The 13,006-nt window shown below is 65.9% G+C and carries 12 protein-coding genes and 1 pseudogene; 5 read left to right on the plus strand and 8 right to left on the minus strand.

What is annotated here, in order from left to right; all coding sequences use genetic code 11:
• The first annotated feature begins 180 nt into the window (after nucleotides 1-180).
• Entirely contained in the window at nucleotides 181-1,089 is a 909-nt protein-coding gene (locus tag ABE459_RS04910) for a LysR family transcriptional regulator (protein ID WP_125859111.1), read from the plus strand.
• A gap of 6 nt (nucleotides 1,090-1,095) precedes the next feature.
• Here the strand turns inward: ABE459_RS04910 and ABE459_RS04915 are convergent, their stop codons facing one another.
• Nucleotides 1,096-2,256, minus strand: a complete 1,161-nt coding sequence (locus ABE459_RS04915) for a GGDEF domain-containing protein (protein ID WP_323828985.1) — start codon at nucleotides 2,254-2,256, stop codon at nucleotides 1,096-1,098.
• Between the two features lie 248 nt (nucleotides 2,257-2,504).
• Between ABE459_RS04915 and ABE459_RS04920 the strand changes: the two genes are divergently transcribed.
• Nucleotides 2,505-3,461 (plus strand): DMT family transporter, encoded by a 957-nt coding sequence (locus tag ABE459_RS04920; protein ID WP_323828983.1) that lies wholly within the window; start codon nucleotides 2,505-2,507, stop codon nucleotides 3,459-3,461.
• Nucleotides 3,462-3,486: 25 nt separating this feature from the next.
• Here ABE459_RS04920 and ABE459_RS04925 read toward each other — a convergent pair whose 3' ends face one another.
• From ABE459_RS04925 to ABE459_RS04940, 4 genes and pseudogenes are all read right to left on the minus strand, one after another.
• Nucleotides 3,487-4,188 carry a putative DNA-binding domain-containing protein gene (locus ABE459_RS04925; RefSeq protein ID WP_323828981.1) on the minus strand — a complete coding sequence of 234 codons (702 nt, stop codon included), beginning with the start codon at nucleotides 4,186-4,188 and terminating at the stop codon, nucleotides 3,487-3,489.
• Nucleotides 4,181-5,014, minus strand: coding sequence for a DUF692 domain-containing protein (locus ABE459_RS04930; RefSeq protein WP_258704580.1), 834 nt, complete (start codon nucleotides 5,012-5,014; stop codon nucleotides 4,181-4,183). Before ABE459_RS04930 ends, ABE459_RS04925 begins: the two co-directional genes overlap by 8 nt.
• A 69-nt stretch (nucleotides 5,015-5,083) precedes the next feature.
• A pseudogene (locus tag ABE459_RS04935) lies at nucleotides 5,084-5,350 on the minus strand (hypothetical protein); the annotation flags it as partial.
• 168 nt (nucleotides 5,351-5,518) lie between these two features.
• Nucleotides 5,519-6,082 (minus strand): DUF4174 domain-containing protein, encoded by a 564-nt coding sequence (locus tag ABE459_RS04940; RefSeq protein ID WP_125464537.1) that lies wholly within the window; start codon nucleotides 6,080-6,082, stop codon nucleotides 5,519-5,521.
• A gap of 242 nt (nucleotides 6,083-6,324) precedes the next feature.
• On the opposite strand from ABE459_RS04940, the gene ABE459_RS04945 reads away from it, so the two are divergent.
• Nucleotides 6,325-6,522 carry a hypothetical protein gene (locus tag ABE459_RS04945; RefSeq protein WP_323828977.1) on the plus strand — a complete coding sequence of 66 codons (198 nt, stop codon included), beginning with the start codon at nucleotides 6,325-6,327 and terminating at the stop codon, nucleotides 6,520-6,522.
• Here the strand turns inward: ABE459_RS04945 and ABE459_RS04950 are convergent.
• Both ABE459_RS04950 and ABE459_RS04955 read right to left on the minus strand, forming a co-directional pair.
• Complete coding sequence (locus ABE459_RS04950) at nucleotides 6,519-8,879, minus strand: DNA polymerase II (RefSeq protein WP_125464538.1); 2,361 nt, start codon at nucleotides 8,877-8,879, stop codon at nucleotides 6,519-6,521. The two genes, ABE459_RS04945 and ABE459_RS04950, sit on opposite strands and share 4 nt — an antisense overlap.
• A gap of 55 nt (nucleotides 8,880-8,934) precedes the next feature.
• Nucleotides 8,935-10,131: an MFS transporter gene (locus ABE459_RS04955; RefSeq protein WP_323828975.1), complete on the minus strand. Its 1,197-nt coding sequence runs from the start codon at nucleotides 10,129-10,131 to the stop codon at nucleotides 8,935-8,937.
• A gap of 115 nt (nucleotides 10,132-10,246) precedes the next feature.
• On the opposite strand from ABE459_RS04955, the gene ABE459_RS04960 reads away from it, so the two are divergent.
• Nucleotides 10,247-11,158 (plus strand): LysR family transcriptional regulator, encoded by a 912-nt coding sequence (locus tag ABE459_RS04960; RefSeq protein WP_323828973.1) that lies wholly within the window; start codon nucleotides 10,247-10,249, stop codon nucleotides 11,156-11,158.
• Here ABE459_RS04960 and ABE459_RS04965 read toward each other — a convergent pair.
• On the minus strand, nucleotides 11,139-12,059 hold the full coding sequence (locus ABE459_RS04965) for a LysR substrate-binding domain-containing protein (protein ID WP_110996170.1): 921 nt from the start codon (nucleotides 12,057-12,059) through the stop codon (nucleotides 11,139-11,141). The two genes, ABE459_RS04960 and ABE459_RS04965, sit on opposite strands and share 20 nt — an antisense overlap.
• 170 nt (nucleotides 12,060-12,229) lie before the next feature.
• On the opposite strand from ABE459_RS04965, the gene ABE459_RS04970 reads away from it, so the two are divergent.
• Nucleotides 12,230-13,006 carry a YqcI/YcgG family protein gene (locus ABE459_RS04970; protein ID WP_125464541.1) on the plus strand — a complete coding sequence of 259 codons (777 nt, stop codon included), beginning with the start codon at nucleotides 12,230-12,232 and terminating at the stop codon, nucleotides 13,004-13,006.

A 13,006-nucleotide genomic window follows, 5' to 3' on the forward strand; every position in this document is an offset into this window, starting at 1 on the left:
GGTAAACCCGCTCCCACAGGTCTTGCGCCTACCCTGTGGGAGCGGGTTTACCCGCGAAGCAAGCGACACCGAACTGGCAGGCCTGCGCTTCAATGACTGCGATTTTTCGGCTCGCCCCTATGATTAGTCAATTTTCTATTTATTATTCGAAGTATTAACCCTGCTTATAAAGAGCCCGCCATGCCCGACCGCCTGCTCAACGACCGACTCGACTGGAACCTGCTGCGTACCTTCCGAGTAATTGGCCAGGAGCTGTCGATCAGCCGCGCCGCCGCCCGCCTGCACCTGACGCAACCGGCAGTAAGCCAGGCGCTCAAGCGCTTGGAAGAGCAACTCGGGCGCCAGCTCATCGCCCGCCGTGGGCCGCGCTTCGTGCTCACCGAGGTGGGCGAGCAATTGTTCGAACTGGCCGGCGAGGTGTACGGGCAGATGTCGCAGATCGGCGGCCTGCTGGAGCAACCGGCGGACGAACTGGTGGGCAAGGTGCGCCTGCTGATGATCAGCCGTGTCGTCAGCGAACGCCTCGATGACTGCCTGGCCGACTTCCACCGCCAGCACCCGCGGGTGGAACTGGAGATCGACGTGATGCGCAGCTCGGACATCGTCGCGGCACTGCAGGAAAAAACCGCCACCGCCGGGCTCAGCCTCAACCGCCGGCCACAGCCGCGCCTGGAGCAGCGCCTGTTCCTGCGCCAGCGCTACGCGTTCTTCTGCGGCAAGCACCATGCCCTGTTCGGCCAGCACCAGAGCGACCTGCAGCGGGAGAATTTCGTCAGCTTCACCAGCGATCAGATCGGCGGGATGCTCTCGCCGCTGACCATCTTCCGTGACCAGCAAGGCTTTGCAGGGCGCATCGTTGCCTCGTCACCGAGCCTGGAAGAGGTGCGCCGGTTGGTGATTGCCGGTTTTGGCATCGGCTGCCTGCCCGAGCATGTGGTGGCGGCGGATGTGGCGGCGGGGCTTTTGTGGAAGCTGCCGCCGCTGGAGGGGATCGCCGATGTGGATATTCACCTGCTGTGGAACCGCGAGCAGCGGCTGAGCCGCGCGGAAAGCGCCTTCATCGAGGCACTGCAAAATGGCCTGATCTGAGCCAGGTCAGACAGTGCTGCGCGATCCATCCATCAACTGCAAGCTGTTGCGCCCGGCACGCTTGGACGCATAGAGCAACCGGTCGCCCTGCTCGATCAGTGCCGCCAGGCTGGCCGGCGGGCGGTCGAACAGGTGGGCACCGATGCTCAGGGTCACCGCTTCGGGGGTAGCGCAGGTGTGCGCGGCGGTGTGCTGGAACTGCTGGCGCAAGGCCCCGGCCAGTGCCTCGATGCGCCCCCGTGACGCATCGGCCAGCAGGATCACGAACTCGTCGCCACCCAGGCGTGCGGCAATCGACCGTTCCGGCAACAGTGCGCGGATCATCTCGCTGAGGGCGATCAACAGGCGATCGCCGGCGCCATGCCCGTGCAGGTCGTTGACCAGTTTGAAGTGGTCGATGTCGATCAGCAGCAAGGCGCCGGGGCGCTCTGGCGCGACGTCCTTGAACAGGGCCGGCGCCCGCACTTCCAGGGCACGGCGGTTGTACAGCGCGGTCAGGGGGTCGCGCGCGGCCAGGCGCTCGATGCGCTCTTCGCGGCGGTAGCGCACGGTGCCGGTCATCGACAGGGCGATCAGCATGATCGCCATCGCGCCTTCCACCAGGGAGACCTGGATGATCTGGCCACGGAAGGCACTGAGGTCGATCAGCGTGCCCGGCAGCAGTGCCGGCAGGGTCTTGGCCAGGTAGAACAGGCCGTGGAACAGCAGGATGTAACGCAGCTGCACCGCGCCGACGCTGAACGATTTGCCATGGGGACGCAGCAGCCAGCTGGCCTGCAGGGTGAGCAGCGCGATCATGCTTGACTGGACCACCAACAAGGTCTTCGACCACTGCGGCCAGTCCGGCAACAGCAACATGGCCAGCCAGGCCGGGATGATCAGATACCAGGCCCGCGACAGGCGCGTTTCGGTGAAATGCGACACGCCCAGCAGGAACAGCCAGTGGGCGCTGATCAACATGCCGTTGGCAAACCACACGCCGATGAACAGGTAGCCACTGGTGCGCAGCAGGGCCAGGGAAGAACCGACGCTGATGATGGCGAAGCTGGCGCTCCAGCACAGCAGCGAAGACTCGCGCACGCTGCTCCACTCCACCGCCAGGTACAGGGCGGCGGCAGCCGCAAGGGCGATGGTGAGCGTGAGGATGGTGGAAGCGTCGAACGCCATGAACGGGGTAGCCTGTGCCTTACGTTTCTAGAGGAAGGATTGTATGCGTTCGTAGGGATTTTCACAGGAGGATTGCCATTCAAATGATGGCACTCATCCGATTCATGCATGCAAATGCAGGTGGCAACAAACTGGCTCGCTGTGCTTGCGTGCGGCGCTGGGTGATTTGTGGAGTGCGACAGGTTATGGTCGAAACGCTTGTCGGCCGGCACATCGTTGGCCAGTACTCATTTCGCTACGGACCCGCCATGCCCCGCCTGCCCGCCCCGCTCCACCGCGCCCTTGCCAATGGCAGCCTCTACGCCGCGCTCGCGGCGCTCGGTTTCAGCTTCAAGGCAATCTTCGTCAAGCTCGCCTACGCCGCAGGGCCTGTGGATGCGATCAGCCTGCTGGCGCTGCGCATGGCCATGTCCTTGCCGTTGTTCGCCTGGCTTGTGTGGTTCAGCCGCAAGCAAGGCGGTAGCGCGCTCACGCCCGGGGACGGGCTGCGGGTGGCGATGCTCGGGCTGTTCGGTTATTACCTGGCGAGCCTGTTCGACTTCTACGGCTTGCAGTACATCAGCGCCGGGCTGGAGCGGCTGATCCTGTTCACCTACCCAACCCTGGTGCTGCTGATCCAGGCCGTTGCCCAACGCGAGCGCCCCACCCTGCGCACCCTGGCGGCCATGGGCCTGTGCTACCTGGGGCTGGGCGTCGCCTTTGTCCACGACATCAGCGTCACTGGGATGGGCAGCCAGGTGGTGCTTGGCGCGTTGTGGGTGTTTGCCAGCGCGGTGACCTATGCGCTGTATTACGCCGGCACCGGGGCGATGCTCAAACGCATGGGCTCGATGCGCCTGGCCGGGTTGTGTGGCACGGCCTCGTCGCTGATGGTGCTGGCCCATTACCTGTCGGTGGCCGAGGTGGCGCCACTGTTCGAGCTGCCTGGGGCGGTGTGGGGGAATGCGGCAATGATGGCGCTGTTTTCCACGGTGCTGCCAATCTACTGGGTGGCCTTGGCAATCCAGCGCCTGGGGCCGACTCACACTGCGGCAGTGGGCAACCTGGGGCCGGTACTGACGGTGCTGGCGTCATGGGCGATCCTGGGCGAGGCGATTTCGCTGTACCAGGTGATCGGGCTGGCCGTGGTGTTGTTCGCGGTGTCACGCTTGAAGCCTGCGAAAAAAGCCGAAGCCGTGGCGCCGGGCAAGCAGGCCGAGGTGTAGACGCGCCCCAGCGCCGGCTGCCGCCTCAAAGCCTGGTCCCGACGATGACACCCTGCCCGCGCAACTGCTCCAGCAGCGCCAGGCCGTCCGCTTCATCCTTGCCCAGTGCACGCAGGCGTTGCCTTCCAGTGCCAGGCAAACCAACCAGCAACTGCCAGGCCAATGGCGCCAGGCGGGCGAAGCGAACCTGCAGGTCGATATCGCGGTACACCAGCAGCAGGGTCGGTGTCTCGGGCGCTTCGCTCGGCTGGAAGTCCGGGCCGATGCGCTCCACCGGCCAACGATAGGCCAACACGCGGGCCACACAGGACAGCAAGGGTTCGCCGGCCAGCAGGTCACCGTCGGGGTGATGGGGCGGGTCTTGCGCATCGCTCAGGTACAGCTGCGCCTCGACCCATTCGTAATGCGCCAGTTCCAGCTGCCAGGGCGTATCGAGGTCGATGCCTTGCAGGTAATCGATGAACGCCTCGGCGATTTCGGTGAACAGCGGTGTCTGACTGCGGTAGTTGGCGTAGAAGTCGTGTACCCGGGCATGCCAGCGTTGCTCGCCGAGGGTTTGCCGCAACACCGGGAAGCTGCCCGCCAGCAGGCTTTCGATAGCGCCGTAGAACAGCTCGCGATAGACCTTCAGGCGCCGCGCCTCGATATCCGGCGGTGGCGGGTTGGCGGCCGGGTCGCGCAGGTGCCGGGCCAGGGTGAACTGTTGCTCGCGCAGGGTTTCAGGCATGGCAGGGTGCTCCGTGGCGCTGTTGCAGGGCGCGAATGTGTGCCGTCTCGGCCAACAGCTCGGCCAGCGGCGGGTAGTTGAAGTCGCGCTCGAGCACCGTGGGGTGGGCGCCGAAACGCTGGCAGGCGCTGGCGAACAAGGCCCACACATCCGCCTTGACCGGGGCGCCATGGGTATCGACCTTGAGGTCCGGTGCTTCGTCGTAATGCCCCGCCACATGCATGCCCACCACCCGCTCGCGGGGGATGCCGGCGAGGAACGCCTGGGCGTCATAGCGGTGGTTGCAGGCATTGACGAAGACGTTGTTGACGTCCAGCAGCAGGTCGCAATCGGCCTCGTCGAGCACCGCGCGGATGAACTGCAGTTCGCTCATGGCCTGGTAGGGGGCGGCGTAATAGCTGATGTTCTCGACCGCAATGCGCCGGCCCAGCAGGTCCTGGGCCTGGCGGATACGTGCCGCCACGTGTCGCACGGCCTCGTCGGTGAACGGGATAGGCATCAGGTCGTAGAGATGGCCGTCGTCACTGCAGTAGCTCAGGTGCTCGCTGTACAGGCGCACCTGGTAACGGTCGAGGAACTGCCGGGTGCGGGCGAGAAAGGCGACGTCCAGCGGCGCGGTGCCGCCCAGCGACAATGACAGGCCGTGGCAGGCAATGGCGAAGCGCTCGGCCAGCTGCGCCAGGCCCTGACCGTAAACACCGCCGACCCCGATCCAGTTCTCCGGGGCGCATTCGAGAAAATCGACCGCGCCGGCCGGCATCGCCAGTAACTCAGGTAGCAGGCCGCGACGCAGGCCGAGGCCTGTGTGCAAAGGTTGCGAATTCATGGGTCAGCCTCCAGAAAAGCGCGCGGCGCCCCAAGGCGCCACGCTACAGCAAGGGGGTCAGGCTTTACCTTTGCCTTCGGCGCCGCACTTGCCTTCGCCGCACTTGCCCTCTGCCTTGTCGGCCTTCGCGTCAGCGCCACACTTGCCTTCGGCCTGGCTGGCCTTGCCGCTGCCGCCGCATTTGCCCTCGCCGCATTTGCCTTCACCGGCGGCCTTGGCCGCTGCCAGCTGGTAGCCCTGGTTCAAGGGTTCAACGGCAAACGCACTGTTGCCCAGCACCAGGCCACCGAGCAGGGTGGCGCCGAGCAGGCTGAGGGTCTTGGGGGTCGATTTCATGGTGTCGCTCCACTTGTGGTTGGAAAGTGGAGCCATTGAAACGGCGCGGTGTGTCGTGGGTGTATCGCGATGAGCGGCGTTTTGTATGCCAGTCGGTCGTGATGAGGCGCAGATACACAGTGATACAGGAAAGGCCCCCTGCTGGCGCAGAAGGCCGTGGCAGAGCGGTCAGTCGTCCAGAGGCTTGGGCGGCTCGGCAGGCTTGGCCGGTTTGGCGGGCTTGCCTGGCTTGCTGTCCTTGGCCTTGGGTTCGGCCGGAGCCACCGCCACCGGCTCTGGCGCAGTGACCGCCTTTTCACTGGCCGGCAGTTCGTCGACGGCCTTGAAGATCACCTGCGGGTCGATTTTTTCACCGCTTTCATCATCCTTGAGGACGTGGCGTTCGCCATCCTTGCCCACCAGGATCACCTTGGTGCCCTTGCTGGCGCCGAGCTGCAGCTCGCGAATCAGGGCCATGGTGGTCTGCTGTTCGAGGTTCTTGTCCTCACGTTTACCCATCATCTGGGCGACGCTGTACAGCACCAGCCCACGTTCCTTGAAACCGGCCTGCACCGCCGGGTCTTTCAAGGCCTCGTTGAGGCCGCGCAAGGTCGGGTCGGCGCTGCTGGGCGCAATCACCACCAGCGGCCGCGCTTTGCCCTGCTCCTTGGCCAGGGGGGCATCGCTGTCGGCGGCCAATGCGGGGACGGCGAAGGCGAACAGGGTGGCGAGGGTCAGTGACCTGACGAGCATGGGCATCTCCTTGTTAATTCTCATGACTACAGATCCTGGCGAAAGATCCGACATGCGAGCCTAAACCACCGAACCCGGTGGACAACGCGGGCAAAAGTAACTTGCGATGTCTGAGCGGTAACGGGGTGCGACACCCTGAGCATAGTCCAACCGCCCGCGGGCCAATGGCTGGAGGCATTGTGATAGCAGGCGCGCGCCTCGGGAGCGGCATTGCTTGTTCACATTCAGTAAGGAATAGGCCCGTGAAAGCCTTCGTCATCAGCGTCAACAGCATCGTCCTGTACGTTTCCCTGGGCTTGATCTGGCTGGTTGCTCTGATCACCCTGTCCAACGTTGGGTTCCTGCAAGGGCTGGGTATTTTCGTCGGCGTCAGCCTGGTGTGGTCCATCGTCTCGGGCTTCTGGTTCGTCCAGTCGGCCACCTACGAAGGGCGGCGCTAGAACAGCGGCAGTTGCTGACCGGTCAGCGCCGCAAAGTCATCGCCCACGAACGGCAGGATGGCGTCGGCCACCGGCTGCAACTGACGGCTCAGGTAGTGCTGGTGGTCAATCGGGGACTGGCGGTTCTCCAGAGGTTCGGGGCCTGAGGTGGTGATCAGGTAGCTGATCCAGCCGCCGTTCTGGTACTGCTTGGGACGCCCCAGCCGGGCGTTGTATTCATCGGCCAGGCGCGCGGCGCGCACATGGGGCGGCACGTTGCGCTGGTAATCGGCCAAGGGCCGGCGCAGGCGCTTGCGGTACACCAGAAGTTCGTCATCCTCGCCCGCCAGCAGGCGCTGCACGGTTTCGCGCACGTAGTCGCGATACGGCTGCCCACGGAACACCCGGCCGTAAAGCGTCTGCTGGAACTGCCGGGCCAGCGGCGACCAGTCGGTGCGCACCGACTCCAGGCCCTTGTAGACCACGTCCTCGCTGCCATCCTGGCGCTGTACCAGGCCGGCGTAGCGCTTCTTGCTGCCCTCTTCGGTGCCGCGGATGGTGGGCATCAGGAAGCGCCGGTAATGGGTTTCGAACTGCAGTTCCAGGGCACTGTCCAGCCCCATGGTTTCGCCCAGGTGCTGGCGCCACCATTGATTGACCTCGGCCACCAGCGCACGGCCGATGCGCGCCGCGGCCTCCTCGCCATGGGCGCCCTTGAGCCAGACGAAGGTGGAGTCGGTGTCGCCGTAGATCACGTCGTAGCCCCGCGCCTCCACCAGGGCCCGGGTCTGGCGCATGATCTGGTGGCCGCGCATGGTGATCGACGAGGCGAGGCGCGGGTCGAAGAAGCGGCAACCACTGGAACCGAGCACGCCATAGAAGGCGTTCATGATGATCTTCAGCGCCTGGGACAACGGCGCATTGCCGTCGCGCTTGGCGGCCTCGCGCCCTTGCCACACGCGCTCGACGATGGCCGGCAGGCAGTGCTCGCTGCGCGAGAAGCGTCCGCCCCGAAAACCCTCGACCGAGTGCGCGTCGTCCGGCTGGCGCAGGCCCTCGACCAGGCCCACCGGGTCGATCAGGAAGGTGCGGATGATCGACGGGTACAGGCTCTTGTAGTCGAGCACCAGCACCGAGTCGTACAGCCCCGGGCGCGAATCCATGACGAAGCCGCCAGGGCTGGCTTCGTCGGGGCGGCTGCCCAGGTTGGGCGCGACAAAGCCCAGGCGATGCATGGGCGGGATGTACAAATGACAGAACGCGGCCACCGAGCCGCCACTGCGGTCCACCGGCAGGCCGGTGACGCTGGCGCGTTCCAGCAGGAAGTCGAGCAGCCGGGTGTGGGCGAAGATCCGCGTGACCAGTTCACAGTCCTTGAGGTTGTAGCGGGCCAGCGCCGGCTTGTCCTCGGCGAACTGGCGGTTGATTTCGTCCATGCGCTGGTAGGGGGTGCTGATGGCCTTGCCCTCGCCGAGCAACTGCTGGGCAACGCTCTCCAGGCTGAACGAGGGGAAACTCCAGGTGGCTGAACGCAGCGCCTCGATGCCATCGATCAGCAGCCGCCCGGGGGCTTCGGCGAAGAAGTGGCTGCGGCTGCCATGCTCGCGCAGGTGCAGCGGCGCGCCGTCACGGCCCAGGCACAGCGGCACGTTCAGCCGCTTGGCGTGTTCATGCAGCAGGCGCAGGTCGAACTGCACCAGGTTCCAGCCGATGATCGCGTCGGGGTCGTGGCGCGCCAGCCACTGGTTGAGGCAGTGGATCAGCCCGGCGCGGTCGTCGCAGTAGTGCAGGTCGAAATCCACCTGGCTGGCATCGCCATTGGCCGGGCCCAGCATGTACACGGTGCGCTGGCCGCAGCCTTCCAGGCCGATGCTGTACAGCTCGCCACGCTCACTGGTCTCGATGTCGAGGGAGACCAGGCGCAGCGGCGGGCGGTAGTCGGGGTCGGGCTTGAGCTGGGCGTCGATCAGCGTGCCGTTGGCATCGGGCCGGCCATCGAAACGCACCGGGGCGGTGATGAAGCGCTCCATCAGATAGCGCTCGGGCGGACGGATATCGGCTTCGAACACCTCGATGCCGGCAGCGCGCAGGCGCTTGTCGAGGGCGATCAACTGACGGTGCTGGCGGCAGTACAGGCCCAGCACCGGGCGCTGGTCGAAGTCACGCAGTTGCAGCGGCTTGAGCTCGACCCCCTGCTCACCCGCCAGCAGCACCCGGGCATGCTCGGCCTGGGCGACGGGGATGAACGCCACCGACGGTTGCGGCGCCAGGCGCAAGTGGCGTGGGCCCTGGTCGGTGGCCAGCCAGAACTCGACACAGGTACCTTCGGGGGTGTCGTGCCAATGGCGGGTGAGGACAAAGCCCTGTTGGCGCTGCACTGCGTGGTCCTTGCTTGGTTTGCTGGAGGGCGATTCTACACCCTGCAGCGGCCGATCAGCGTGCGCCAGCGACGAATCCGGCGCGGCGCCCGGCAAACACCAGCAGCCAGGCCAGCCCGATGAGCACCAGCACCACGCCACCGAACGAGCCGACCCCGACCCCGGTCAACAGCAGCCCGCCGATGATCCCGCCCAGGGCGATCGCAGTGTTCCACACCGTCACCAGCATCGACTGCGCCACATCGCCGCCCTCGCCCGCCGCGTCGGCGCAGGCGGTCTGCAGCAGGGTCGGGGCGCCGCCGTAGGTCAGCCCCCACAAGGCCACGCTGGCATGCACCAGCCAGGCCGAACCCTGGGTGTGGCCCAGGGCCAACGTGGCCACGGCGAAACCGGCCAGACACAGCAGCACCAGGCCGCGCAGATGGCGGTCGACGCCAAGCCCGACCAGGGCGATGCCGGCCAGCGAAGCCAGGCCGAAGGTCATCAGCACCTGGCCGACATCGGCGCCCATGCCGGCCGCCGCCAGCAGCGGCACGATGTAGGTGTAGAGGATGTTGTGGCCGAGGATCCACGCCAGGATCACCAGCAGCACCCGCGCCACCCCTGGGGTACGCAGCACGCCCAGCGCAGCCGGGCGCTTGCCGGCGGCCTGGCCGGGGAAGTCCGGCACTGCGCGCAGCACCCAGGCCACCAGCAGCAAGGCCGCCAGGGTGACCACCACGAAGGCGGCGCGCCACCCTAGCCAGGCGCCCAGCCAGGTGCCGATGGGCAGGCCCAGCGACAAGGCGATGGGCTGGCCGAGCATGGCCAGGGCCATGGCCTTGCCTTGTTGTGCCGGTGCCACCATGCGCCGCGCATGCCCGGCGATCAGGCCCCAGGCCAGGCCGGCAGCGGCGCCGGTGAGAAAGCGCAGCAGCAAGGTCAGCTGATTGTCGCTGGACAGCGCGGTCAGGCCGTTGAACAGGATGAAACCGGCAATGGCCAGCAGCAGCGCCCGGCGCCGCCGCCAGCCTTGGGTCAGGGTGACCAGCGGGATGGCGGTGAGCAACGAGCCCAGCGCGTAGGCGGTGACCCATTGCCCGGCCATGGCCTGGCTGATGTGCATGCCGTTGGCCACCTGGTCGAGCAGGCCGGCGGGCAGGGTTTCGCTGAGGATGGCGATGAAGCCAGTCAGGGCCAGGGCCAGCAGCCCGCTCAAGGGCAGGCGCGTGGCGATGGCGGGCGCCTCTACGGCGGTGAAGGCAGGGTTCATGGGGGTGTCCTGGGCAATGATCAAGGCAGGCATCTTGCGGCGCCGAGGCACTACGGAAAAAGATGGGTAGAATTCCGCTCACCCAGGACATCAACGTCCGTAATCGGAGCACGACATGGACAGCCTCAGCGGTTTCGTGGTTTTCAACCGGGTTGCCGAAACCCGCAGCTTCGTCGCCGCCGGCCAGTCGCTGGGCATCAGTGCCTCGGCGGTGGGCAAACGCGTGGCGCGCCTGGAGGGCCGCCTGGGTGTGCGGTTGTTCCACCGCAGCACCCGCAGCATCACCCTGACCGCCGAGGGCGCGCTGTTTCTCGAGCGCAGCCGGCGCATCCTCGCCGAGATCGAAGCCACCGAGCAGGAACTGTCGCAGGCCAGCGGCGCCCCACGCGGTCGGCTGCGGGTAAGCCTGCCGCAGGTGACCGGGCTGGTGATGCCGGCACTGGCCGAGTTCATGGCGCGCTACCCGGACATCGAGCTGGACCTGGACTTCAGCGACCGCATGGTCGACATCATCGGCGAGGGTTTTGACGTGGTGATGCGCGGTGGCCAACCGCTGGATTCGCGCCTGAACGCCAAGTTCCTCGGCCATTTCCAGCACCGCCTGGTGGCCTCCCCCGACTACCTGCGCGAGCATGGCCTGCCCGAGCATCCGCGCGAGCTGGCCGGGCACCGCTGCCTGCACTACCGCTTCCCCAGCAGTGGCAAGCTGGAAACCTGGCCGCTGCGCCGCGAACACCCCGAGCAGGACTATGAGATTCCCATCTCGATGGTCTGCAACCACGTCGAGACGCGCATCTGCTTTGCCCTCAACCACCGCGGCATTACCTGCCTACCGGACTTCAGCGTGCGCGCCGCGCTGGCCAGCGGCAGCCTGGTGAGCGTGCTCGACGACTTCATCGAACGGCGCGGCAGCTTCTACCTGCTGTGGCCGTCGGGGCGGCAGGTGCCGCCGCGGTTGCGGGTGTTCATCGACTTCATGCTCGAACGGGCGTTCCCCGGCAACGCGATCAGCCGTACAGGTAACTGATGTCCTTGTGCGCCAGGGCCGGCACCCGGGCCAGCAGGTAGTCGCGCAGCTTGTGCATCTGCCGGGCCTTGGGGCTGGACTTGAGCCAGGTCATGTAATAGCCGTCGCCGGTCGCGACTGCCTGCGGGAAGGGCGTGACCAGGTTGCCGGCGGCCAGGTCGGCGCTGGCCAGCACCAGGTCGACCACCGAAATGCCCAGGCCCTGCTGGGCCGCCGAGATGCCTTGGTCGAGGGTATCGAACACCTGGCCCTGGTCGATGCTGATGTGCGGCGCATCCACCCGTGCCAGCCAGCGCCGCCAGTCGCGCCGGTCCGGCGAGGGGTGAAGCAGCTCGCAGCCTTCGAGCACGGCCAGGTCCGGGGCGGGCCCGGGCAGGTAGTCGGGGTGGCAGACCGGGATCAGCCATTCATCGAACAGCTTCAGGCTCTCGACGTCTGCCGGGAAACGCCCGTTGCCGAGCAGGATGGCGCAGTCGTAAGGCTCGGAGTAGAAGTCCACGGCGTCGATGTCCATCCACACGCTCGACAGCTGCACCGCGCAGCTGTTGTCGACCTTCTTGAAACCGTCCAGCGCGCGCAGCAGCCAGCGTACCGTCAGCGTGGACGGCGCCTTCAGGCGCAGGCCGTAGCGGTCCTGGCGCAGCAAGGCACAGGCGTTTTCGATGATCTTGAAGCCGACCTTGAGCTCCTCGGCCAGCAGCCGGCCATGCTCGGTCAGGCGCAGCTTGGGGCCGCGCCGCTCGAACAGGTCGCAGCCGAACAAGGCTTCGAGTGTCTTGATGTGATGGCTGACCGCGCCCTGGGTCAGCGCCAGCTCCTGGGCGGCGCGGGTGAAGGAGCCATAGCGCGAGGCAACCTCGAAGGCACGCAGGGCGTGCAGGGCCTGAATCCGTTCCGACATAGAGGCTTCCAGAGCATGAGCGAGACTAATAGTTGGTCATAGTTCCAGGCGTTTTACAACCTATGACCCTTCTCGGAAAATGCCGGAAACAACAAATATAGAGCGGTTAACCGTATGGATATGCCGGTAAAACCACCTTAACTGCCGATTTGCGACTATCTGGGGAAATCATGTTTACGGGTTATGGAAATTGCTACCGCCTGGATGCGCTGGAGCTGGCCGATGAACATGTTCAGAACCCACACCACTGGACACACAAGGCCATAGAACACTTCAAGGAAACCCTCGCCAACCCTGACTTCCCTTGCCTGTTCGGGCGCAAGGCGGTCAATGCGCGCACCTGCCACATCCTCTTCGCCCGTGCAGAGCAACTGGCCGACGACATCGCCCGGGGCCTTGCCGACTACATCGCCACCATCGAGCCCATACCGCTCAAGCAGCGCATCGGCAACCCGTTGCTGGTGTTCCTGCAAACCGCCGCCGACACCTCGCTGCAACAGCAGCAGGCCCTGGCCTGGGACGTACTGCGCCAGGTGCACAGCCGTGATCCCAGCCCCTGGCCACGCGAGGTGCCACAAGACCCGCACGACAACCAGTGGTCGTTCTGCTTCGCCGGCATGCCGCTGTTCATCAACATGAACTTCCCTGCCCACCGCCTGATGAAAAGCCGCAACCTGGGCCGGCACATTGCCTGGGTGATCAACCCGCGGGAGAGCTTCGACGAGGTAGCCAGTGCCAGCACCGCCAGCGGCCAGCGGATTCGCGCACGCATCCGCGAGCGGGTGCAGCACTACAACGATGGCGTGATGCCGGCCTCGCTGGGCTTCTTCGGCCAGCACGACAACTTCGAATGGCAACAGTACCAACTGCAGGAGCCCGGCTCGCTGAACCCGGCCCGCTGCCCGTTCCATGCCCACGCAACACCCGACCCTCTGATCGAGAACTGA

It is taken from the genome of Pseudomonas sp. TWI923, from assembly GCF_039673365.1.
GTDB lineage: Bacteria > Pseudomonadota > Gammaproteobacteria > Pseudomonadales > Pseudomonadaceae > Aquipseudomonas > Aquipseudomonas sichuanensis.